Source organism: Algibacter sp. Ld11 (assembly GCF_045066735.1).
GTDB lineage: Bacteria > Bacteroidota > Bacteroidia > Flavobacteriales > Flavobacteriaceae > Algibacter.
In genome coordinates this window covers 164,543-189,589 of record NZ_JBISHH010000022.1, presented here as the reverse complement: position 1 = coordinate 189,589, position 25,047 = coordinate 164,543, and the positions used below count along the sequence as shown (strand labels likewise).

At 33.5% G+C, this 25,047-nt stretch carries 15 protein-coding genes; 7 read left to right on the top strand and 8 right to left on the bottom strand.

Annotated elements, in window-relative coordinates; translation table 11 throughout:
- Positions 1–5: 5 nt before the first annotated feature.
- Positions 6–1,289 (bottom strand): glycoside hydrolase family 117 protein, encoded by a 1,284-nt coding sequence (locus tag ACJJV4_RS08925; protein ID WP_405293559.1) that lies wholly within the window; start codon positions 1,287–1,289, stop codon positions 6–8.
- A 403-nt stretch (positions 1,290–1,692) separates the two neighbouring features.
- Between ACJJV4_RS08925 and ACJJV4_RS08920 the strand changes: the two genes are divergently transcribed.
- The 7 genes from ACJJV4_RS08920 to ACJJV4_RS08890 all read left to right on the top strand — a co-directional run bounded on the left by ACJJV4_RS08920 (position 1,693) and on the right by ACJJV4_RS08890 (position 13,529).
- On the top strand, positions 1,693–4,950 hold the full coding sequence (locus ACJJV4_RS08920; protein WP_405293557.1) for a glycoside hydrolase family 2 TIM barrel-domain containing protein: 3,258 nt from the start codon (positions 1,693–1,695) through the stop codon (positions 4,948–4,950).
- 20 nt (positions 4,951–4,970) lie between these two features.
- Positions 4,971–6,599, top strand: coding sequence for a glycoside hydrolase family 43 protein (locus tag ACJJV4_RS08915; protein WP_405293555.1), 1,629 nt, complete (start codon positions 4,971–4,973; stop codon positions 6,597–6,599).
- A gap of 30 nt (positions 6,600–6,629) precedes the next feature.
- Positions 6,630–9,233 (top strand): glycoside hydrolase family 3 C-terminal domain-containing protein, encoded by a 2,604-nt coding sequence (locus ACJJV4_RS08910; protein WP_405293553.1) that lies wholly within the window; start codon positions 6,630–6,632, stop codon positions 9,231–9,233.
- 107 nt (positions 9,234–9,340) lie between these two features.
- Positions 9,341–11,437, top strand: coding sequence for a glycoside hydrolase family 97 protein (locus ACJJV4_RS08905; protein WP_405293551.1), 2,097 nt, complete (start codon positions 9,341–9,343; stop codon positions 11,435–11,437).
- A 127-nt stretch (positions 11,438–11,564) separates the two neighbouring features.
- Entirely contained in the window at positions 11,565–11,927 is a 363-nt protein-coding gene (locus tag ACJJV4_RS08900; protein ID WP_405293549.1) for a hypothetical protein, read from the top strand.
- Positions 11,928–12,011: 84 nt separating this feature from the next.
- Positions 12,012–12,905: a DUF1080 domain-containing protein gene (locus ACJJV4_RS08895; RefSeq protein WP_405293547.1), complete on the top strand. Its 894-nt coding sequence runs from the start codon at positions 12,012–12,014 to the stop codon at positions 12,903–12,905.
- Positions 12,906–12,989: 84 nt separating this feature from the next.
- A complete protein-coding gene (locus ACJJV4_RS08890; protein WP_405293545.1) occupies positions 12,990–13,529 on the top strand; it encodes a VOC family protein in 540 nt (179 codons plus the stop codon).
- Positions 13,530–13,937: 408 nt separating this feature from the next.
- Here ACJJV4_RS08890 and ACJJV4_RS08885 read toward each other — a convergent pair whose 3' ends face one another.
- The 7 genes from ACJJV4_RS08885 to ACJJV4_RS08855 form a co-directional block, all read right to left on the bottom strand.
- A complete protein-coding gene (locus ACJJV4_RS08885; protein ID WP_405293543.1) occupies positions 13,938–15,062 on the bottom strand; it encodes a permease in 1,125 nt (374 codons plus the stop codon).
- 3 nt (positions 15,063–15,065) lie between these two features.
- Positions 15,066–16,259: a pyridoxal phosphate-dependent aminotransferase gene (locus ACJJV4_RS08880; RefSeq protein ID WP_405293541.1), complete on the bottom strand. Its 1,194-nt coding sequence runs from the start codon at positions 16,257–16,259 to the stop codon at positions 15,066–15,068.
- A gap of 470 nt (positions 16,260–16,729) precedes the next feature.
- Positions 16,730–16,876, bottom strand: coding sequence for a hypothetical protein (locus tag ACJJV4_RS08875; protein ID WP_405293539.1), 147 nt, complete (start codon positions 16,874–16,876; stop codon positions 16,730–16,732).
- Positions 16,877–17,207: 331 nt separating this feature from the next.
- Positions 17,208–18,086, bottom strand: coding sequence for an alpha/beta hydrolase (locus ACJJV4_RS08870; protein WP_405293537.1), 879 nt, complete (start codon positions 18,084–18,086; stop codon positions 17,208–17,210).
- A 284-nt stretch (positions 18,087–18,370) separates the two neighbouring features.
- Complete coding sequence (gene fucP / locus ACJJV4_RS08865) at positions 18,371–19,699, bottom strand: L-fucose:H+ symporter permease (protein ID WP_405293535.1); 1,329 nt, start codon at positions 19,697–19,699, stop codon at positions 18,371–18,373.
- A gap of 43 nt (positions 19,700–19,742) precedes the next feature.
- Positions 19,743–21,086: a DUF1552 domain-containing protein gene (locus ACJJV4_RS08860; protein WP_405293533.1), complete on the bottom strand. Its 1,344-nt coding sequence runs from the start codon at positions 21,084–21,086 to the stop codon at positions 19,743–19,745.
- Entirely contained in the window at positions 21,083–24,718 is a 3,636-nt protein-coding gene (locus ACJJV4_RS08855; RefSeq protein ID WP_405293531.1) for a DUF1592 domain-containing protein, read from the bottom strand. The genes ACJJV4_RS08860 and ACJJV4_RS08855 overlap by 4 nt, the downstream gene beginning before the upstream one ends.
- Positions 24,719–25,047: the final 329 nt, after the last annotated feature.

Below are 25,047 nucleotides of genomic sequence, written 5' to 3'. Positions count from 1 at the left end.
AAAGTTTATTTATTTAACTTTTTATTTTCAGCAGCTATTCTTTCTTTTTGTGTTTTACTTAAACCTTGTTTATAATAATGTTCAGGTCCATAATAAATATGATTTCTCTTCATTTCAGAGTCATTCACATCCTGACTTAAATCACAATCAAAACGTGCTAATACAGCATGGTTCGTTGTCCATCCATTTACTGCTGTAAAGTGTGAAATTCCCCAAGTAATACCTCTACCATCTTTTGTGTCTGTAAAAGCATCTGGAATAAATGGTCCACCTGCATTTGGTAACAAGTTACTAATTGCAGCTATTTCAAAATTGACACCATCTTCTGCAAATTGTATGGTATTGTGTTCATTTCCATCACGAATAACTAAAGCAGCTATTCCGTTTTTAAATGGAAACATGGTGGTTTCATGACCAGAATTCATTATTGGGTTTAAAGGATGCTTTGTAAAAGGTCCTAGAGGATTATCAGCTGTTGCTAAACCTTGCATTCTTATTAAGTTTGGTTGCCCGTTAAAATCAGACTTATAGTATAAATAAATTTTCCCTTTATAAACTAGAGGATATGGATCATGGATTGAAAACTGATCCCAATCTCCTTCACCTCCATTAGGAATTACAATTTTATTGTAAGGCGTCCATGGTCCATCAGGTGAATCAGCATAAGAAACAGCTACCGGACAATCATCTCCTCGCAACCCACTTACTTCCATAAAGCCTTGGTAGTATAAATAATATTTTCCTTTCCATTCTAAAATATCAGTAGTTGTTACAGAACGCCACCCAACATTAGGTTTTGGTGGTCTTGGCACAGCAACACCTTGCTCTTCCCACGTAAATCCATCTTCTGAAGTGGCGTACCAAATTTCAGATAAATCCCAATCTGCAGAAGGAATTTCATCTGTAGCCTTAGCTGCATTTTTTAATCCTAATGGAGCTGTTTTTGTATTCCTATATGTGTACCATACGTAATATTTACCTTTATAAAAAATCACTTTTGAAGGATCTCTTCTGGAAATTGTACCGTCATGATTGTTATAATCAAACCCTTTTAACTCGGTATATTTAAACTGCGAATATAGTTCGTTATCTTGTGGTGTTGGGCCCATGTAAGCATCATAATTTCTTTCTAATGCTTTACTTAAAGGCATGTTAGGTTTTGTTTCTGGTAGTTTAAATGGAAAGGCCTGATGTTGTTGCGTTTCATTTACAACTTCAACTTCCTTTTTACATGATGTAAGTAATAAGCCATTTAATAGCAATAAAAATAATAATTTTTTAAAATTCATTTTTAGTAGTTTAATTACGGTGTTATTTATCTAATAAAGAGATATAAAACTACTTTAAAAACTATTCCTTAAGAGACAATTATGGTTTTAAATCAATAACAAATCGTTATTTTATAATCTATAATACAGTAAGCATTTAGTTTATAAAGATTTATTTTTTTTATCAATTATTTTATTATACCAGTTTATAAAATTTTTCTTTAAACAAAACATATGTTTTATATAAACGTCCATTTGTTTTAAGGTTTATAATACAAAAGTTTCACATTTGTATGCATTAAAAATCTTATTCTGAAAAAAATCATCTTTTTTCTATAGAAACATAAAATCCACAAGTGAAACCTCTTTTTATGGCTCAAGAGGAGAAAAAGGAGTCATTAAAATAACTACAAATTAAAAAATTATGAAATTTATTTTTTCTCTCCTCTTAACATGTTTAACAATTGCTGCAACAGCCCAACAAAAAAACGATTGGGAAAATCCTAATGTCAATCAAATTAACAGGCTACCAGCTACGGCTACTTTTTATAATTTTGAAAATGAAGCTCAGGCTATATCAGGAGAAAGGGAAGCTTCAAAATTTTACAAATCACTAAATGGCGATTGGAAATTTAATTGGGTAGCAAAACCAGCTGAGGCCTCTAAAACGCTTCAAGAAGCTAGTTTTGACACTTCAGGTTGGGACACTATAGATGTTCCTTCAAATTGGGAAATGAGAGGATATGGAACACCAATTTATACAAATGCTACCTATCCGTTTTTTAGCGATTTCCCTAATATAAATCATCACGATAATCCAGTTGGACATTATATTAAATCTTTTGAAGTTGATGCTTCTTGGAGTGATAAAGATGTAATTCTTCATTTTGGAGGAGTTTCTTCAGCCTATTACGTTTGGGTTAATGGTAAATTTGTTGGTTATAGCGAGGATACGCGCTTACCTGCGGAGTTTGATATTACAAAACATTTAGTTAACGGAGAAAACAAAGTTGCTGTAAAAGTATACCGATGGAGCGATGGTAGTTATTTAGAAGCGCAAGACCATTGGAGATTAAGTGGTATTGAAAGAGAAGTGTACTTAAAGGCAGTTCCTAAAGTTAGATTGTCTAACTTTTTTGTAAGAACAGATTTTGATGATAATTATGAGAATGCAAAACTTCAAATTAGACCAGAATTTATTGCAAATATTGCGAATAAGTATGTTGAAAAAGTGGGGCATTTTGGAACAGCACCTTTAAAAACTACAGTAGATAATTGGACATTAACATCTAAACTTGTTGATGCTAATGGAAGCGTTGTCGGTGAAAAAAATATAATGAAATTAGGTAAGTATTTTGGTGAAATATATCCTCAAAGAGACAATGTCTATTTCGGAATGATTGAAACTGAAGTAAAAACTCCAAAACAATGGTCTTCAGACGATCCTTATTTATACACACTTTTACTTGAAGTGAAAGATGATAAAGGAAATCCAGTGCAGTTTTCAAGTACAAAAGTTGGTTTTAGAGAAGTTAAAATTGATGATAGAGGTCGCTTTTTAGTAAATGGAAACCCAGTTAAAATGATTGGTGTGAATCGTCACGATCATCATATGACTAACGGTAAATCACTATCAAGAGCAGATATGGAAGAAGACGTTAAATTAATGAAACAATTTAATTTTAACGCAGTTAGAACTTCTCATTATCCAAACGATCCTTATTTCTACGATTTATGTGATACATATGGAATTTATGTAATGGATGAAGCAAATTTAGAGTCGCACGGTGTTCGTGGGCAATTGTCTAATGTTTCAGAATGGAGTAACACCTATTTAGAGCGTGCAGTTAGAATGGTTGAGCGCGATAAAAATCACCCAAGTATTGTTATGTGGAGTTTAGGAAACGAGTCTGGAATGGGACCAAATCACGCGGCAATGGCAACGTGGATTAAAGTTTTTGACCCTACAAGATATGTGCATTATGAAGGTGCGCAAGGAGTACCAACACATCCAGATTACAAACAAAAGTTTTATACGCAAGATCACGGAAATCCAACGGATCCGTTTTGGGTAGATATGTTGAGTAGAATGTATCCTCAACCTTGGGAATTACAAGATTTAATAGACGATACAAGTGCGATTGATAATAGACCAGTTGTAATGTGTGAGTACGCACATTCAATGGGGAATTCAACAGGGAATATGAAAAAATATTGGGATGTTATTTATAAAAACGACAGAGCTTTAGGTGGTTATATTTGGGATTGGATTGATCAAGGAATATTGAAAAAAGACAAGAACGGAAAAGAATATTTAGCATATGGTGGAGATTTTGGAGATACTCCAAACGATGGAACATTTTGTATTAACGGAGTTATAGCATCAGATAGAACGCCAAAACCAGCAACGTATGAATGTAAAAAAGTAAATCAGCCAGTTGTAATTTCAGCAGTAAATGCATTAAATGGTGAATTTGAGATTTTGAATCGTCATCACGCTGCAGATTTATCTAGGTACAATTTGTATTGGAATATTACTGAAAACGGAAAAATTATTCAACAAGGAAATATATTACCATTAAACACAAAACCTTTTGAAACGAGTACGTTAAAAATAACGTTTAAAAAACCTAAATTAAAAGCCGAGGCAGAATACTTTATAAATATTCAAGGAAAACTAAAAGAAAATGAGCTTTGGGAAAATAAGGGCTATATAGTTTTTGAAGAACAATTTAAATTAAATTATTCAGTAAAAAAAGCGGCAAATTTAAAAAGTAACTCAAGTTTAACGGTAATTGAAAACACAAAAGAAGTTATCGTAAAAAACAAAACTGTTGTATTAAAGGTTAATAAAAATTCAGGTTATGTAACGTCATACAAATCCAAAGGAATTAACGTAGTTTCTTCACCTTTAAAACTGAATTTCTGGAGAGCCGAAACTGAAAATGATAAAGCATATAGAAGGGCCTTAAAAAAACAAAATGAACTTGATTGGATGAATGCTGGAGATAATTTTAAAGCAACAAATGTTTCTGTAAATGCTGAAGAAAACGGGAAAGTTGTTGTTAATGTTGCTGGTGAAATTTCAAACCCAAGTACAAAGGTAAATTTAGTGTATACCATTTTAGGAAGTGGAGAAGTAAAAGTAGATTATAAGGTAGAAATAGCAAAAGATGCTCCAAATGCACCAAGAGTTGGAATGCAGTTTGATGTTGCAGACACATATGGAAAGCTAACGTATTTAGGTAAAGGTCCACATCCAAATTATGTTGATAGAAATTATGGTTCGCATATAGGTTTGTATTCAGGAAATGTAAAAACCATGAGTTATGAATATGTATATCCTGAAGAATTTGGAAATCATACTGAAACTAGCTGGTTTAAATTGGAAAATTTAAAAGACAGTGGAGTTTTAGTAAAAGGTGAAGATAAATTAAGTTTTAGCGTTGTGCCTTATAGTACTAAAAATTTACAAGAAGCGAATCATACAAACGAGTTAATAGCTAGAGATGTTTTAACTGTAAATGTAGATTTAAAACAAACAGGAGTTGGTGGAGATGATACTTGGTCGCCTAGTGCAGAACCACATAAAGCGTATTTAATTACACCAGGAACGTATAACTATTCATTTTATATAGTGCCCATTATCTCTAATGTGAACGAAGAAATAATTAAATTTTAATTGATTTGAAAATGAAATTAATGATAATTAAGTTTTTCTTTTTTGCATTTATTTGTTTTAATGTTTCAGGACAAAAAGCTCCAGACAATTTTAAAAATCCAATCTTGTCTGGTTTTTATCCAGATCCATCTATTTGTCGTGTAGGAGATACATACTATATGGTAAATTCTAGCTTCGAGTGGTTTCCAGGACTGCCAATTCATAAAAGTAAAGATTTAGTTAATTGGAAATTAATTGGATATGGATTATCTAAATCAACACAGATTAATTATCCTGATGGATTAGGTAATTCTCAAGGTATCTTCGCTCCTACCATTCGACATCACAATGGAACATTTTATATTATCTGCACAATGGTTGGAGGCAATGGGAATTTTATAATCACAACAAAAGACCCTTACAGTTCTTGGTCAGACCCAATATGGATAGAAGATGCTCCTGGAATAGACCCTTCTCTGTTTTGGGATGATAATGGTAAATGTTATTATACTGGAGCTGGAATTGTTGACAACTCACAAAACAAATGGCCAGGAAAAAATGGTGTTTGGATGCAAGAAATAAATCCAGATAAAGGCGAGCTAATTGGTGAGAAAAAACAACTTACCTATGGACATGCATCTAATGCACGTTGGGCAGAAGGACCGCATATATATAAAATCAATGGAGAATATCTATTACTTATAGGAGAAGGTGGGACTGGAGAGTATCATGCTGTAACTGCGTTTAATAGTAATAATATTTGGGGACCTTACATTCCTAATCATGCGAATCCAGTAATGACGCATCGTCATTTGGGAAAAGAATATCCTATACAACAAACAGGACATGCAGATTTAGTACAAACTCAAAATGGAGACTGGTGGAGTGTAATGCTTGCCAAAAGACAAGTAGATGGATTTATCACATTAGCTCGTGAAACATTTTTAGCAAAAGTTGAAATGACGAATCAGGAATCTGGTGTAACTCCTATTTTTAATCCGAGAAAGGGTTTATTACAATTTGAACAAAAACGACCCGAATTACCTTGGAGCCCAGTACATAAAACCAACGATTTGGATGAGTTTGAAGGTGAAGTATTGGGGCTTGAATGGAACTTCTTACGATCGCCCAAAGAAACTTGGTACGAGCAAAAAGGCGGACAAATACAGATTCAGTTACGACCAGAATCGGTTGCTGAATTTGTTAACCCATCCTTTATTGCCCAACGTACCCGACACCTAAATTATGAAGCCAGCACATCGCTTTCGTTTAAAACTAAAAAAGAAAATGAAAAAGCTGGGTTGGTGATTTATCGTCGTCACGGGAATCACTATCAACTGTTGAAAACGAAGAACAAACTTGTACTTTTAAAAACATTGCAAAAAGGAAATAAGGGTGAGTTTAAACCGCAAGTCATAGTAAGTATTCCTTATAAAAAAGAAAGTGTTGTTTTTAGTGTAGCAGTTGATGGCATTAATGCTCAATTCTATTATGGTGAAAATAAGTTTGAACTGAAACCCATAGGCACAGCACAAGATTATACGATTGTTTCTGACGAGGTTGCACAAAAATTTAATGGTGTATACGTGGGCATGTATGTTACGTCATCAGGAAAAGAAAGTAAGAAAATAGCATTTTTTGATTGGTTTAAGTATCAAGGTGCAGAATAAGTTTTAATTAAAAGAAAATCAACAGAAATTATGAAAGTAGTAAAAAACATTTCACTATTCCTTTTACTCTTATGCGTTTGGGGAGTGAAAGCCCAAACTTGGAAAGAACCTGACGCACCCATTGAAGAGCGCGTTGAAGATTTGCTGTCGAAAATGACACTAGAAGAAAAAATTAGTTATTGTGGATCAAGAATTCCAGCAATTGAACGATTAGATATTCCTAGTTATGAATGGTATGGAGAAGCTCTTCATGGGTTAAAAGCCTGGAATTGCACTCAGTTTCCTCAAAACATAGCTATGGGAGCAACTTGGAATCCAGACCTAATGTTTGATGTAGCAACCGCTATTTCTAATGAAGCTAGAGCACTTAAAAATACAGGTCAAAAGGAAGTAATGATGTTTGCTCCAACCGTAAATATGGCACGTGACCCACGTTGGGGACGCAATGAAGAATGCTACAGCGAAGATCCACATTTAATGTCCGAGATAGCGCGTATGTATGTTCGTGGAATGCAAGGGAATGATTCAAAACACCTTAAAACTGTAACAACAGTAAAGCATTATGTAGCCAACAATGTTGACTTTCGTAGAGAATTCAGCCATTCACTAGTAAGGCAAGAGGACTTATATGAATATTACTTTCCGGCCTATAAAACCTGTATAATAGATGAGGAAGCCACCGGAATCATGACTGGTCTCAATGGTGTAAACGGTACACCATGTTCTGCTCACGATTGGTTGGTAAACGGCGTGTTACGCAACGAATGGGGCTTTAAAGGCTATGTAATTGCCGATTGGGCTGCAGTTCAAGGTCTAGAAAAACGCATGCGCTATGCAAAAACTCAGGAAGAAGCTGCTGCAATGGCCATTAAAGCGGGTGTTGATCAAGAGTGTTTCAGACACAAAACTAAATCAGCGCCTTTTGTACAAGCGCTAAAATCAGCTATTGAACAAGGTTTATTAACAGAAGAGGAACTAAATGTTTCGGTAAGAAGATTATTGAGACTGAGATTTATGACGGGTGATTTCGACGATCAGTCACTGAATCCATATTCAAAGATACCTAAAAGTGTACTTGAATGCGAAACGCACAAGCAACTAGCATTAAAAGCTGCTGAGCAATCGATTGTACTTCTTAAAAACGATAATATATTACCACTTAAAGATAATGATGATAAGGTAGCTGTAATAGGACCGTTCGCTGATTACTGTTGGTTGGGAATATACTCAGGTAATCCAAAGAGTAAGATATCAAATCTCGAAGGAATACAAAAAAGAGCAAAAGGAGAAGTGAGTTTTGCCGAAGGGTGTTCAGTTACAGGGGCAGACGATGATCAGCAAAAAATAGACGAAGCAGTAGCACTAGCCAAAAATGTTGAAACGGTAATCCTAATTGTTGGTAACGACGAATCAACAGCGACTGAAACCTTGGATAGACTTTCATTAAATCTACCAGGGAATCAGCATAAGCTTATTAAAGCCGTTCAGGCAGTTAATAAAAACATTGTTTTAGTTCTTGTGCCAAGTGGATCGACGTCTGTAGGTTGGGAACAAGAAAACATTCCGGGTATTGTATGTGCATGGCCCAACGGTCAGGAACAAGGAACGGCATTGGCAAAAATGCTATTTGGGGATATAAATCCAGGAGGTAAGTTAAGTACAAGTTGGGTTAAATCAGAAAAAGACCTTCCCCATTTTCACGATTACAATGTTAAAACATGGAAAGATGATTATGGTCCTGTAGTAAGTCGCACATACATGTACGCTGAGCCAGAGCCATTGTATCCTTTTGGTTTCGGACTAAGCTATACTCAGTTTGATATTAAAGACCTTAAACTCGATAAAAAAGGTTTAAAATCGATGGAAGATTTAGTCGTATCAGTTAGTGTAGCCAATGTAGGCAGTATGGATGGTGATGAAATCGTACAAGTGTATGTGCGCGATGTTGAAACAAATCGTGTTGTTCCGATTAAAGCCTTAAAAGGTTTTGAACGCGTTCATGTTCCAGCAGGTAAAAGCAAAACAGTTTCGATCAAGCTACCTTACGAAGCATTTTCTCACTACAACTTAACGGCGAACGAATTTCAGGTTGAAGAAGGTGAGTTTGAAATTATGATTGGCCAGTCGAGTGACAAAATGGTAGCCTCAAAAATCATTAAGGTAGCTGGAGGGTCAATCCCAAAAATCAGTGTGGGACAAAAAAGTGGCTACTTTGATGCCAACGATGAGAACCGCACAAAGAAATGGGATTATTTGTATGAAGATGGTGTGCTGGACTCTAACAACACCAAAAAGAACGATGAAGATAAGTTTGATTGGGTGGAATACGAAATTGTATTTATTGACCCAGGCGTTTATGTTAGTACCTGGGATGCAGAATTGAACTTTTCAGATGCGAGCAAAGAGGCAATAGTTGTTGCTTCTATGGAAGGCGTAGATATTGGTTCGTATACCCTTTTAAATAATCAGCGTAAGGTTCAAATCAAAATTCCAATTCCACCGGAATACGGAAAACCGGTTCGTCTAAGAATAAAAACCGTTAATGGTGAAGTTAAGCACGAATCAATTAAAATTATGCCTCCTGGGGATAAAGAGCCTTTTGTTATTTCAAAAATTGTTTCGAGCTCTAAATAATTTTACAAGTCTATTTTCCAACAGGCAAGGAAGTCTAATAATAAGCATTGCCTGTTATTACGACCTTTAAAATCTTACACCATTAATTACTATTAAAATTTGAAACAATGAAACATATTTTACTACTTCTATTGCCATTCTTTATGGCAAGTTGTGACCAAAATAATATTGTTAAGGAAGTTGCCTCTCCTGATTCAAAGAATAAAATTGTTTTTGAATTGAATGATGTGGGACAATTATTTTATAGTATAAGCTCTAATAACTTAGAGTTCTTACAACTTTCAGCTTTAGGTTTTGAATTAAAAAATCAATCTTTAAAAAATGGTTTTGAAATTATTTCTTCTGAAGAAACTACTGAAAACTCTCAATGGAAAACAGTTTGGGGACAACGAGAAGAAATTACCAATAATTTTAATGAGTTAACACTTCATTTAAAACAAAAAGAATCTGATGTTTTAATTGATGTTGTTGCACGTTCTTATAACGATGGTGTTGCATTTAGATATGTTTTTCCAATGCAAGAAAATTTGAAAGATTTTGTAATTACCGATGAATTAACAGAGTTTAATTTTAATGGAGATTACAAAGCTTGGTGGAATTTTGCCGATTATGATAATTACGAAAAAATATATTACAATTCACCCATTAGTAAAATAGGAGATTCTATAAATTTTGCACGAAGACAAGGTAAAGAAGAGCGTGCAAATATGGCAAATACACCAACAACTATTGAGGTTAATGATAATTTGGTGGTAAGTATTCACGAAGCAGATTTAACAGATTATGCAGGCATGAATTTGCTAAACACCTTAGATGGTTCAAAACTAAAAGCCCATTTAACACCTTGGTTAAATGGAGATTTGGTGAGAGCTTCAACACCATTTCAATCGCCTTGGAGAACTATTCAAATTGGTGAAACAGCTGGAGATTTAGTAGAGTCTGATTTAATCTTGAATTTAAATCCACCTTGCGCATATGAAGATACAAGTTGGATTGAAACCTATAAATACATCGGTATTTGGTGGGAATTACATATTGGAAAATCAGCTTGGGCAGAAAAAACTCAATTTGGAAAACCTATAACTAGACCACACGGTGCAAATACAAAAAACGCAAAATATCATATAGATTTTGCCGCAAAACACGGTATTCCTGATGTGTTAATTGAAGGCTGGGATAAAGGTTGGGATGATATGGAAGGTTCTTGGACTGGTTACAATATTTTCGACTGGAAAACTTCAACCGATGATTTTGATATTAAAGAAGTTTGCAGATACGGAAAAGAAAAAGGTGTTAGAATGATGATGTATCACGAAACAATTTCAGATATAGATCATTATGAGCCAGCAATGGATGAATTGTATAAGATGTGTGCCGATTTAGGTATAAAAACGGTGAAGGTTGGTTATACCGGTGATGTAAATTATGATTACGATAAAAAAACATATCGTCAACATCATCACGGTCAATATATGGTTCGCCATTATAAAAAAATGGTACAAGCGGCTGCAAAACATAAATTATTAATTGTAAACCATGAACCTATAAAATTTACGGGCGAACAACGTACATATCCTAATTTAATGGCTCGTGAAGGAGCTCGCGGACAAGAATACAATGCTTGGAGTGAAGGAAATTCGCCAGAACACGGTGTTGTATTGCCATTTACAAGAATTTTAGGCGGCCCAATAGATTACACACCTGGTATTTTTGATGTGTTTTTACCAGATAAACCTTGGAGAAAAGAAAGTTTTAGAGTTCGCTCAACAATTTGTAAACAATTGGCTTATTATTTAACTATGTACAGTCCCATACAAATGGCTGCTGATTTACCAGAAAATTATGAAGGAAATGCGGCATTTCAATTTATAAAAGATGTTCCAACCAATTGGTCTGACAGTAAAGTGTTAAATAGTAAAATTGGCGATTTTTATACAATTGCTAGAAAAGAAAGAGGGACAGAAAATTGGTATTTAGGAAGTATTACTGACGAAAATTCAAGAAGTTTTAAAATAGATTTATCTTTCCTTTCTAAAGGAAAAAATTACGAAGCAACTATTTATGCAGATTCAAAAGATGCAGATTGGGAAACAAATCCAGAAGCATTTGAGATTTCTAAAAGAGAAGTTTCTTCTATAGATGTATTAGAAATTATTTTAGCTTCTGGCGGTGGACAGGCTATAGAATTTAAAGTAGTTGAATAATTTTTTGTTAATGATAACATAAACACTAGACATTCTTCCTATGGTTAATAATTATTGATTTAAAAATCATATAAGATAGTTTTTTACCTATTCATTGCTTTCTAACTTTAATTACTTAAATACTTTTATGACCGGGAAATGGCACGCCATGGGAAAAAATATTAAAGAGATTTTTGACCAAACCGGGAGCATACAGCCCGGGCAATTAAAAACATACAATTCACCAGCTGGTCATATTACCGATATTACTGCAAACGAAGCTATTAATTTGATTAAAAACTATAACAACGAAAAACCATTTTTTGCCGATGTTTCCTTTAATGCACCTCATGTACAAACAAAAACTACTAAAAATCATTACGATTTATATCCTGGAAAAAATATAATATTACCCACAAGTGCTTTAGACAATGGTGCTGTTTTTCAACCCTTGTTATATGCAATAATGCAGAAATTTAACCGAAAAAACAGAAATATTATTTACAAGTAATAGGCTTAAAACCATTTCTTCTTCAAAATTTTAGTTTTGGATTTAAGAGCTATCTTTAAAATATTTAAATAAAAATTAATAAATATGCGCATTAGCCTTTTTCTGTTAATATCGACACTGATACTTTCATGTTCAAATGATATTCATAAGTACGCTTCAAGCCAAGAACACAATCCTTGGGAAGAATTAATAGATTTTAATCTATCCAAATGGGATTCTTACTTAAGTTTCAAACATAAAAACGCGTACAACGGCAAACCACCAATAGATGAAAAAAAAGAACTCATAAAACCAATTGGGTTAAATAATGATCCGTACAATGTATTCTCAATTTTTCAGGAAGCAGACGATACCATAGTAAGGATTAGTGGAGAATACTATGGTTGTTTAATAACAAAAAACGACTATCAAAATTACCATTTACAATTAAAATATAAATGGGGAAACATAAAATGGCAACCCAGAAAAGACAAGCTCATGGATTCGGGTATTCTGTACCATTCGATTGGACCATTGGGAGCTGAATTCTTTCGTTCGTGGATGCTGTCGCAGGAATTCCAAATAATGGAAGGTTATACTGGTGATTACTGGAGCCAAGCAACATCGGGAATTGACATTAAGGCTTATAAACCTGAATCAAACCTCAACCCTTTAGCTCATGAATCCCAAGATTATTTACCTATAAGCATGAAAAGTAAATACAAAAATTATTGTATGCGTAAAAGTAATCATGAAAATTCTAAGGGTGAATGGAATACTTTAGATTTATACTGTTTTGAAGGCAAAAGCCTTCATGTTGTAAACGGAGAGGTTGTTATGATTCTTAAAAACTCGAGATATACAGATGAAAACGGAAATATAGTACCATTGACAAAAGGAAAAATTCAAATTCAAAGTGAAGCAGCTGAGGTTTTCTTTAAAGATATAAGGATTAGAAGTATATCAACTCTAAGCAAAGAACAGTTAAATCTTTTCTAGATTAATATACTTACAAAACAGCAAAGGTCAATGAGAAGTACTATAAATATAAACATGTAACAGTAAAAACACAAAATGATTATTATGAATACAAATTTCAAAATTAGTAACAATGAAGCGTATTTAAAATCGCGTAAAACAATATCTTTCTTAACAGTTTTTATTTTTCTAGGTATAATTTCCTTATCAGCGCAGACAACACAGGAAAAAGTAAAAAATACAGAAGTAAAGTCAGAAGCAAGGGTAATAGGATTAAAAAACATTTGTGTACATGTTCTTGAATTAGAAAAAACATTAAAGCTGTACCGTGAAATTCTTGGCTTTGAATTATCCGGCTCAGAGGTATATAAGGGCGCAGGAATTGAGGGTATGTTGGTAATGAAGCTAAAGGCCGATGATTTAGAAATACACCTATCTCTTACTGCTCCTGAATATAAGCACACCATTGGCCCTGTTGGGAATACTAACCACAATCACTTTATGCTAAGGGTAAATGATATAAAAACAATAGGTGATAAACTAATAGAAGCAGGCTATGAACTAGAAAATGAAAATTATGCTAAAGATAAGTATACGTTCTTTACAGGCCCGAATGGGGAGATTATAGGTCTTTCTGTATGGTAGATAGCAAAGATTAATTATTGAATGATTGATTTTAATAAATAGAGACTTCTTTGAATACTGCATGCTATTGAAGGCTCATTAATATGCGAGGTTAGCCGTTTACTCGACTACCTTGCGTTTTTATCCTCACTCAAGTTATAAATTTTATTTTCAATATATTCGGCAATAAGGAAATTGCTGGTAACAGTTAATATGAGGCTAATGTCGCTAATTTCACAAGTTGCGTTATATTATAGTTCGTTCTAAAATTACTTGAATTGCACGAATATAGAACGTGCTGTTTTAAATTCACAAATACCGAATGTGGTAGATTAATAAACATTTATTATTGATGGATTCCGATCCTTTATAATTCTTATAGTTATTAGATGTAGATTTTTTGAATTTGGTCGTTTAACTAAAAAGGTATTACTGATTTGCATTTTGCCCTAAAACCCCTTCCTTCTCAAGGTTAAACGAACTTTTTCTAAGCTTTAAAATAACAGGATAAATTATACCCATAAAAAATAAAACTAAACTTAGCAATAATAAGTTAGGTGCCGAAACAAACACTGTATTAGCAGTAAGAATTCCTAAAATAAGTAAAACAGATATAGGCAAGGACAAGGCCAGTATCGATATTGCAAAATTAGTATTGAAAGTTTTATCCTGGTCTGCACGATTTTTTTCTTTAAAATCTATACCAGAAATATGAGCGTAAGGCCAAAAACTACAAGCACTTAAAGAAAATGCAATGAGAACGAGTATATCGTTTTTAACAACTAAATTAAAAGCATAAACGAAAGCAGAAATAAGTAAAAGTGTAAATGCTGCTCTAAGAATAAGTAATGAGAATATTTCGAAAAATTGCTTCTTTTTAAATTTCACTGCTAAACCAATAAAAATTAAAACTAACGGCGTCATTATCGCGCTTAATCGAGATAATGTACTACCCAAAAAGTTAGGAAGACTATCTAATGAGACATTAAATGAAACTAAAATAAGAGCCGCAACAATAAAGAGATTAACGGGCTCGTAAAGTAATGTGAGTAAAAGCGATTTTAACCTCGATTTTAAAGGCATTTTTTGTGTGTCTGCCTTTTTGTAATGCCATTTAACAGCCAATAAATATAAAAGAAAAAGAACAAAGAATTTGTTACCTAAATCAGCCATGGCTGCATTTGCTAAAGCCCCATCACCCAAAAATTCTAAAATGAACGGAAAACAAGATAGTCCTGGAGCCAAAGAAGGAATTAAAAGTTTAGCACTTCTGCCAGATGGCGAGTTTTCATCTATGCCAATAATAATTAGTAATAATGGAGATATAGCTAAAAGCAATAAATTTAGTCCAAGAGCTAATGCCGGAAAAAGAATAAGGTTACTATCTATATTAATCTTTAAAAGCGCAATAAATATAGTTGCAGGTAAAACTATGGAAAGAATTAAACTTTTCAATCCATTGGTTTCATCGCCTGCCGATATTTTCTTTCTTAAAAGCAGCCCTATAACTACAAAAAGAAGAAACGAAATAGGTTTATCTAAAAAATTCTCCATGTATTAGGCAAAAACTTCAGTAATAGCATTAGTAAAAGCTTTCATTTCATCTAAAGTTCCAATACTTACTCTACACCAATTTTTATCCCAAAATTTAAACGCTCTAACAGCAACCTTTTTACTATACATTTGTTCTAAGAATTTTTCACCATCCATAGAGATTTCAAAAATGATAAAGTTAGTTTCAGAAGGTAGATACGAGAAGTTCTTTGATTTTAAATACGCCATGGTATAATCTCTAGCTTCCGTAATTTTTGCTTTACAATCTATTAGAAAGGCATCATTATCAAGACTTTTAGAAGCAGCTGCAATAGTTGGCCCTGTAATTCCCATTCCTCCACGAGTAATTTCACTAATGCGCTCTAATGTTTCTTTTTTACCTATTACATAACCGATACGTAAACCTGCCATACCATGGATTTTAGAAAATGTACGAGCAACAATAACGTTTTCACCTTCTGCAACCAAGGAATTCATAGAATCTTTTATCCCATTTTTCGAAAGTTCTATATAAGCTTCATCAACAAAAACAGGCACTTTTTTTGAGACTCTACGGCAAAATTCTTTTAATTTTTTTGCATCGGTAATTGAACCCGTTGGGTTATTGGGATTACAGATATAAACCAGTTTTGTATTCTCATCTACTCCTGCTTCCATAGCATCTAAATCATGTTGAGAATCTTCTAATAATTTGTATGACTTCCATTCGCCTCCAACAGATTTTGCGACTACAATAAGCGACATGTAACTAGGATCGGCACTAACCACATTACCACCTTCGCTAAAAAATACCATGGCCACTTTTTCTAATAAATCTGAAGAACCAGGTCCCATTAAAATTTGATCTGGAGTTACGCCTTCATTCTTTACAATTTTAGCTTCAAGCTCTTTTAAGCTTTTCCAGGCATATCTATTTCCATTAAATACTTCTTCCTGAAATGCCTTAGCTGCTTCTGGAGGCGGGCCATAAGGATTTTCGTTTGCTCTTAAAATCACTAAAGAATCTTCAACTTCATTTAGTATTGGTGGCGTAAATTCATTAAAAGTATTCTTAGAACTATATAAAAAAGGACTGTTGCTTTTTTGAGCTTCGATAACATTAGCACTCCAAATATCATTTGGCATTAATGCTAAAGTAAGTAAAGAAAGTCCTCCTTTTTTTAACAAATCTCTTCTACTAAATTCCGTTGATTTCATGGTTTTATTTTATAATTAGATGAATCCAAAAGTTAAGAAACTTTAATAAAATAATTAGAGTAGAAAATATAAAAAGTAATACCCTAAATTTTTTATAATAAAAAAATAGAGTTGTTTTTTTATGGCTTTAATAAAAAAGTAGGTTTTGGATAAAAAATGAAGATTTGAAATAAGTTGAAAAACTATCAACCCTTTATATAATTCGAAAAGGCATAAATATGCTTTTCAATATTATGCCCACCAAAAAAAAATGATGAGTATCAATAACTCTCCCTTTTGAAAAATGTATAAAATAAAGATTTTGCACAAAACTGCCGTTACAAAAGCAACATACCTGCTTTGTAGGTTTAATTGAAGAAAAATTATACTGATTTACTAAAGGTATAGTCCATCTCAAAAAGACAGAAATGGAAGCATATAATAGCTAGCCGAATGCTCAGCCCTTTTGCATAATTGAATAAGGTTATTATTTAGATAAACATAAACAAATCGTCCTCATCTCTAATTGCTTTATTAATTAGAGCTAACGTTTTAGTGTTTTTAACCTCTTGATTGTTTTGAGGTTGTCCCAATCTAATTTTTCTAAGTCTGTTTTTTAATTGTTTTAATAGTTTCATAGCTCATAATTTTTTCTTTATTCTAAATATACGATGAGTATACCATATTTGGCTTACGAGAAATGTAAAAAAAACATTAAAAATAAAAAATTAGCACTGTATTAACAATTAGGTATAATTAAATTAATTTTAGAATAATTTAAGCCAAAACAAGTAGTTTTTGAAGTAAAAAAATATGTTACAAAACAGATGGCCATATAATCACTTAACACCTCAAAATAAAAAAATTATCAGTTTATTAAAGCCATAAAAAATAATCAAAAAAACTCCAATCCCTTTATAGCTTAACTAAGTAAACTTTTATGTTGCAATGCATTATACCGTAATACTGCTAATTAACCAGTTTTACTATGGTTGGCCTTCCTGCAATGTATCCTAATTTTTCTAAAAACACATCAGAATCATACATGGTTAGGTTAAAATATTGATCGTCACTTCCTTTTCTAAAAAAACTTCCGTTAAAAAAACCATGACCAACACCATTTATTGCAACCAGATTACAATCATTTCCAGCAGCGTTCATTAAGCTATTAAATCGTTCCGCATTTTCAAAAGGGACCGTTGTATCTTCTTTTCCATGAAAAAACAACATTGGAGGTAGTCCTTTTTTAACATGATGACAAGGTGATATTTCCGTTTCTCTATTCTCTACTTTTTTGGCCCCGTAGCCTTTATTTGTGGTATCTAATACAGGGTTGTATGCCAATACAGCATTTGGCACCGAACTAATTGAGGCATTTTCATTTGGGTTGTCCAATCCTTCTATCAAAGCGGTACACAATGCAATATGTCCTCCAGCAGAACCACCTGCAGCAACTATTTTATCCGGATCGATGTTTAATTCTTTTGCATGCTCTCGTACCCAGCGAATTGCAGATTTACCATCTTCAACACAATCAAAAGGTGTTGTGCCATGTATGTTTTTAATTCTATACTCAGCAGATATAGCAACTATACCTCTAGAAGCAAAATACGCGCTTTGCTGATAAAACTGTTTAGGATCCCCAACTGTCCAACCACCTCCAAAAAAGAAAACAATTACAGCTGCTGGTTTGTTTATATAAGCTGGCTCGAAAATATGAAGACAAAGACTATCTCCCTCTATTTCCTTATAGGCAACTGTTTTATTTGGAGAAATATTTTGAGATTCCATTGCAAAACCTGAACCTATTAAAATTAATAATGTACATGCTACTTTTTTTAATTTCATTACTGTTCTATTATTTAAATATTACTTCTTTTAATTAATCTTAAATATTATCTAAAGCCTACAAAAACAAATATTTTCTTGATTTGATTCTGAAATTATGATGACTTGAAAAATTCACATATTAAATTTATTATAATTAAATATAATTTAGATTTTAATATCTATGATGAAATAAATAAGACACTAATATGCTTTATTTAAAAGCAATTCTAGAGATATACAAATTGGCCTAGTCTCAATATAAATTAATGAAATATAAGTGTTTTTTAATATTCAAATTCATATTACGAATTCCTTACCAATGTTTTTATACTAGAATAACCGTAATAACCTACAAATGCTAATGACAGTGCAGGTAAAATGAATGATAAATTAACCTCTGGTATATAACCTAAAAAATTAATATCAGCCAAACCATCACCACCTAAGTCTAAAATAGCCGCTTGAACGATAGGCATAAGCGCACCACCAACAATAGCCATAACCAATCCAGCAGAGCCTATTTTAGCCTCGTCTCCCATATCTTTTAAAGCAATACCATAAATAGTTGGAAACATAATAGACATAAAAATAGAAATAGCAACTAAAGAAATTAATCCAATTATTCCAGGTAATAAAATAGCACCAACACTTGCCAAAGCACCACCAATACCAAATAACATGAGTACTTTTGGCGGGTTTACTTTTTTCATTAATGCTGTACCAATCCATCTACCTGATAAAAATAAAATCATGGCAGCCACATTGTAATTAGTTGCCGTAATATTACTTCCAGTAGTTTCATTTAGATTATCAACATAATGAAAAATATAAGTCCAACACATTATTTGCGAACCAACACATGCTGCCTGAGCCAAAACACCTTTTAAATAAGTTTTGTTAGCTTTTAATTTTCTTAATGAATCCGATAGACTCATTTTATCTTCTACGGCTGTTTTAGGGATTTTTGTAAACACAATAACCGCCATAATAATCAACACTAAAACGCCTAAACTTAAATACGGAATACTAATAACACTTAAATCGTTTTCACGAATAGCAGCCAATTCTGTTGATGCTAAGGTATTGTAAGCTTCCGCTGAATAATCATCAGAACGCAAAGCTTGGAGTACGAAAACTTGAGCGATAATCATTCCGGTAAGCGACCCCACAGGATTAAAAGCTTGCGCTAAGTTTAAACGCTGTGTCGCTGTTCTTTTATCACCCAAAGCAAGAATTAAAGGATTTGCAGTGGTTTCCAAAAAAGCCAATCCGCAGGTAATGACCCATAATGAAATTAAAAAATAATTGTATTCTTCATACTTTGCTGCTGGATAAAACAAAAATGCACCAATAGCATAAAGCGTTAATCCTAAAAGAATTCCCGATTTATAACTAAAACGTCTGATAAATAAAGCCGCCGGAAATGCCATAAAGAAATACCCAAAGTAAAATGCAAATTGCACTAAAGAGGCTTGAATATTAGATAATTCTGGCATCACTTTTTTAAAAGCAGATACCATTGGGTTGGTTAAATCGTTCGCAATTCCCCATAAAGCAAACAAAGATGTTATAATAATAAAAGGAAATAATAATTCTTTGCTAACAACAGGAATGCGCTCTTTTTTACTCATCTATTTAATTTAGTTTGTTATTAAAATTTAGTGTGGTATTTTTTTAAAGAATTGAAGGTAACGGCCCCGTACTATCAGAAAAACTCTCGGTGCGTACATCTACTTTATTAAGCATGCTTACAAACAGATTAGAAAGGCGTACTTCTTTTTCATTGAATTTAGTATAAGCGCCATGCTCAACACCAAGATTAGCACCACCAGCTAAAATAAGTGGGCAATTTCTTGCATTGTGTGTAGAACTACAAGCACTTCCGTAAAGAATAAGCGAATTGTCTAATAAAGAACCATGCGCATCTTCTGTGGTTTTCATTTTATTAATAAAATAAGCAAAATGCTTAGCGTACCATTGATCTAAGCGTCCCCAATCTTCCCAATGACCTGTTGTTTTATTGTGAGAAATACTATGATGCCCTTTTAACCCTAAAGCTATTTTAGGAAAATTATCGCCAAAGCCCATACCATCCTCACGCGCCATCATATACGTTATAACACGTGTTGAATCCGTTTGAAAACCAAGTACCATTAAATCCATCATGGAGCGCACATAATCATCTGGAGCCGAAACGGGATCTACATCTAAATTAATTAAGCTCGCATCAAAATCGTCCATGGGCACATCTAGCCATTTTTCATTTCTTTTTACTTGCTGCTCTACTTGATTAAGTGATGTTAAATATTCATCTAACTTCGCCTTATCATTAGCACCTAAACGCTTTTCTAGGTTTTTACTATCTTCTAAAACTAAATCGACAATCTTCTTGCCTTGGTTTAAACTTTTACGCCTTTCTGTAGTTGAAGCACCTCCACTTGGAGAAAAATAACGTTCAAAAATTTCACGTTGTCTGTGCTCTGACGGTAACGGTTTTCCTGAAGAATTAAAAGACAGCGTTGATGTTCTAGATTTATAACCAACACCACCATCAGTCGATAATGCTAATGATGGAAAACGCGTAAATTTACTGAGTTTCCCTGCGGCATATTGATCTACAGAAATACTGTTTTTATATTCACCACGTAAATCACCACCAGTTAACCATGAATCTCCTGCCATATGTCCTAAAACATTACGACTGTATGGATGACTTAAGCCGCCCATAATAGATATATCATCACGATAAGCCACTAAAGGAGATAAGGTTTTGGTTAACTTATAATCGCGTCCTTCATTAACAGGAAACCAGCTCCAGTGTTTGTGCTGCGCACTTTCTTTTGGTGGAATTCCAACACCATTTGGAAAATATAGAAAACCTAAACGTTTCGGTATTTCTGGCTCTATAAATTTTGAAAAACTACTCATAGCCATACCCTCAAAATACGGAAGCATACAGGCTACTCCCAATCCTTTAATAAACGTACGACGATCTAAATGCCAAGGTTTTTTGCTCATGATCCAAATATTTTGTTAAACCAACTTTGTTCCTTTTTATAGAAAGACGGACTTAAAACCACTTGTTCAATAACCGTTTTAAAACGATAATCATCTTCTATAACTTTTTCTACTATTCTATCTATTTCTTTTTGATCTGCGAAACTAACATCTCGCCCTAAAGCGTAAGCATAAATATTTTCTACTAATGCCCGAGTGAAATCGTCTTGCTTCATCCTTAAAATATAATCTTTAATACCTTGCACCCCTTCAATTTCGGTACCATCAGGTAATTTAGATTTTACATCAATTGACTTTCCTTTGGCTATGGTTTGAAATCTTCCAACGGCATCATAATTCTCAAAAACAACTCCAAACGGATCAATTTTATGATGACAATCTAAACAAGAGGTTTTATTTCTATGTAAAAACAACTGCTCTTTTAGAGTCATTTTCTCAAAGCCAGGTGTATCGGTTGCCAACTCGGGTACATTTGGTGGTGGCGGTGGTGGCGAATCGCCTAATATTTTTTCTTTCACCCAAACAGCCCTTTTTATCGGATGCGCTTGCACCCCATCGGAATGTCCATTTAAAAATGAACCTTGAGATAGTAAACCACCTCGATGCGCTTCTTTTGGCAAAGTCACTGGTCTGAACTCATTTCCTTTTACACCATCAATACCATAAAATTCGGCTAAGTTTTGATTCAGCATAGCGAAATCTGAATCAATAAAATTCATAATACTTAAGTCGTTTTTTAATATATGCTGAATAAACTCATAGGTTTCTTTAAACATATCTTCTTTCACAAAACGCGTATAATCTCTATACATACCCACATCGGTATCCATACTTTTATGACGATCTAAACGAAGCCACTCATAAGAAAACGAATGAATCATTCTTGTAATTCTTTCATCACCTACCATACGCTCAATTTGCTCTGGTAACTCATCATATAAATCTCCTGTAGATGCCAAATTATTCAGTTTTTCATCTGGTGGTGAATTCCATAAAAAATACGACAATTGCGAAGCTAAATAAAATTCATCTGTAGATTTTTTAGATTTATCGTCTTCAGGAATCTCAGGTTCAAATAAATATATAAAATTAGGTGAACAAAGCACAGCAACCATAACTTCCTTAACGCCATCTTCATAACGCTCGAAATCATCTTTAACACTACGCCAAAAATCCATATATCTATTTAACTCACCATTATTAAGCGCACGTCTAAAAGCACGTTCCATAAAACTAGTTAGCACTTCTGCTGTATAAACTTCTGCGTTTGCTTTATTCGGTGATTCGAAAAATAATTGAGTATGGCTATTGGGTGGCCAAACTGGGTTATAAGGGGCTTCAAACTCTACTGATTTCACTAATAATGGCGGACCATTAAAACTACCATCTTTAACCAAATGATTGTTCCAAAGACCGACGGTGAGTATGTTAGCCAAATCGCCACTAACTTGCGCGCTTCCAAGCGGAATTGGAAGATTTTCTAATCTACCTTTAAATTCAAAGGTTTGATATTCGCCCATTGCTGCTGTGACTTCTACAGAATTATCAAAGGTTTTGTAATCCATACCATCATCGGTTCTTGCACCTGCAAAAACTTGAATAGATGGATTAACATCGGCATACTTTAAATTATTTCTTTCAGCTTCTTCTGCTAGTATCTTTGGTAATGGATCGTCTTCCGGTATCGGCGTGAGTACAATATCGCTAAAACCTACAAAAAACTTACCGCCAATATAGGCTTTGTGTTCCCCTTCAGATAAATATACTAAAGTTACGGGTGTAATAATTTCATCTGCATTTACAAGACTTTTATCCATATATAAACGCTCACCAACGCGCCCCTCTTTATTATTGCCTAAAAGACTTAATTGATAGGATGGCATAGCATCTTCTGACACATACGGATGTATTAAATCTACCTGATAAATACCCGATTTTGGCACATGATACTTAAACTGAGTTTTTACATTGGTAGCCACATTTTCTGCAACTAACCAACGGTTATCTTTCAAAACAAATCCTTTTGCTTTTTTAATATCCTTAGCAGAAATACGCACTGCTTTTGGAGTTTTTCTAGCCGGCTCAACTTTTCTTAAATCAATTAAACGTTCTACAGATTCCGAAAGATACCCTTTGGAAGCTTCTACACGGAAAACAAAATCGCCCGTTCTTGGAAAATCTTCTTTTACTAATAATTTTAAATTTGGTGAAGGCCCTTGCCAAGATTTTGGTGTAACTTCTCTTGCTGGTAAAGCGGAATTTAACAACATGCCTTCTGCAACAACACTATAACGGTTACTCGCTGAACCACGCATACCAATGCCTATTTTGTTTTTTAGGCGTTTTATGGTGTCTTTTTGTTTAGTTGAAGTATTTTCTATTGGATTTCCTTCATTATTTAAAATATCTACTCGTAAATCCTTATTACTTATAGCAGCTGTTTGGTAACCACCATATTCAGCACCTGTTTTGCCATCTCCAATATTTTTTCCTAAGGTTACTTTGTAACGTTTAGCTTCTGGTTTTTCTCCAAAAACGATTGCCTTATCTAATGCTTCACGTGCAATTTTTTGATAATAATCGATATGCAGTGCCGATGTTTGAAGAATGCTTCCGTTATTACTATAACCCATTTCAGACTTTCCATCATCTGGTAACACATCTCCAAAATTAACGTTTACACCAAGCAATTCATTAAGCGTATTGGTGTATTGCTTTTTGGTTAACCTGCGCATAACTCCTTTATTGGCATTGTTTTTTGCAATGGCAGCTTTCTCTAAATTCTGCGTCATCCAATCTACAACAGCGCGACGCTCTTCATCACTTAATTGTGGTTCATCTTTTGGAGGCATTTCGCCAGAATTTATCATATCTAAGGCAGAGTGCCAGCCTTCTGCATCGTGACCATTTATCATATCCCAATGCAAAACATCTAAGCGCACATCACCTTTTTGCTTATCAGCGCCATGACATTCAAAACAATAGGTTTCCATCACAGGTTGAACTTTCGTTTTAAAATCTACAGCTTCTTGTGAAGTCGAATCACTTTCTATATTAAGCGCAATGTAGTCGTCTTCGCTTCCATCGACACCTAAAACGGCTTTTAAACCAGATGGCATGTGTTTGGTTAAGTACGTCGATCCGTGCGTTAAAGAACCTCCATAATGCCCTGTTAAAGACAATAGAACAACATTTATAAATAAAAATATTTTATAAGATTTGGATACTTTCTTTTCCTTTTTATTAACAGAATTTTGTCTTACAACAAGCAACCAAACAGCTATAAGCGCCGTAAACCAACCTAACCATTTATGAAAACCTAGTACGTCTTCATTATAATGACCCGAAGACGCTAAAAGAAAACCTAAAATAAGTGTTGGAATAATACTAAAAACCGAAAACCAAAGTAAAAGTTTACATGCTGAATCTAGATTTAATTCTGGGCGGAAACTGTTAATAATTTCCATGAAAAACAGCACAATTAAAGCACCTATTGGAAGATGAAGAATTATAGGGTGAAATCTACCGAGAAAGAATACGAAAGTATTTTCTACTTCACCGTTTAGTGGTATTAAAAAAAGACCTAAAAGGATTAAGGTGAAAACAATTGCTATTAACAAAGTGCGTTTCATAAAAATTAGAAGTTGGCTGTGGTTATGAAAACAATTTTACAATTAATAAATGCACAAATCTTCCAAAATATCAACCAATCATAATACTATTTTTGCATATCTGCATAAAAAGACATAATAAAATATAAAATCAATAAAAAAACAACACATTATATAAACAAAAGTTATTTTTTTAACTGCTTTTAATACTAATGTTTTTTGAAGAACTACGTACCTAAAAGTTTTTTTAATGATGAACTAAGCTTGAAGAATATAATACCGATCCTTTAAATTTAATTCTCATAAAATCAAGAAATCTTAGTTAATATAATACTTTTATAAAAATACAT

Excerpts from the sequence above, each read along its gene's own strand:
- ACJJV4_RS08925 (WP_405293559.1), bottom strand. The coding sequence starts at position 1,289 with ATGAATTTTAAAAAATTATTATTTTTATTGCTATTAAATGGCTTATTA.
- ACJJV4_RS08885 (WP_405293543.1), bottom strand. The coding sequence starts at position 15,062 with ATGGAGAATTTTTTAGATAAACCTATTTCGTTTCTTCTTTTTGTAGTT.
- ACJJV4_RS08855 (WP_405293531.1), bottom strand. The coding sequence starts at position 24,718 with ATGAAACGCACTTTGTTAATAGCAATTGTTTTCACCTTAATCCTTTTA.
- ACJJV4_RS08910 (WP_405293553.1), top strand. The coding sequence starts at position 6,630 with ATGAAAGTAGTAAAAAACATTTCACTATTCCTTTTACTCTTATGCGTT.
- ACJJV4_RS08895 (WP_405293547.1), top strand. The coding sequence starts at position 12,012 with ATGCGCATTAGCCTTTTTCTGTTAATATCGACACTGATACTTTCATGT.
- ACJJV4_RS08920 (WP_405293557.1), top strand. The coding sequence starts at position 1,693 with ATGAAATTTATTTTTTCTCTCCTCTTAACATGTTTAACAATTGCTGCA.
- ACJJV4_RS08900 (WP_405293549.1), top strand. The coding sequence starts at position 11,565 with ATGACCGGGAAATGGCACGCCATGGGAAAAAATATTAAAGAGATTTTT.
- ACJJV4_RS08880 (WP_405293541.1), bottom strand. The coding sequence starts at position 16,259 with ATGAAATCAACGGAATTTAGTAGAAGAGATTTGTTAAAAAAAGGAGGA.
- ACJJV4_RS08905 (WP_405293551.1), top strand. The coding sequence starts at position 9,341 with ATGAAACATATTTTACTACTTCTATTGCCATTCTTTATGGCAAGTTGT.
- ACJJV4_RS08915 (WP_405293555.1), top strand. The coding sequence starts at position 4,971 with ATGATAATTAAGTTTTTCTTTTTTGCATTTATTTGTTTTAATGTTTCA.
- ACJJV4_RS08875 (WP_405293539.1), bottom strand. The coding sequence starts at position 16,876 with ATGAAACTATTAAAACAATTAAAAAACAGACTTAGAAAAATTAGATTG.
- ACJJV4_RS08890 (WP_405293545.1), top strand. The coding sequence starts at position 12,990 with ATGAATACAAATTTCAAAATTAGTAACAATGAAGCGTATTTAAAATCG.
- ACJJV4_RS08870 (WP_405293537.1), bottom strand. The coding sequence starts at position 18,086 with ATGAAATTAAAAAAAGTAGCATGTACATTATTAATTTTAATAGGTTCA.
- fucP (WP_405293535.1), bottom strand. The coding sequence starts at position 19,699 with ATGAGTAAAAAAGAGCGCATTCCTGTTGTTAGCAAAGAATTATTATTT.
- ACJJV4_RS08860 (WP_405293533.1), bottom strand. The coding sequence starts at position 21,086 with ATGAGCAAAAAACCTTGGCATTTAGATCGTCGTACGTTTATTAAAGGA.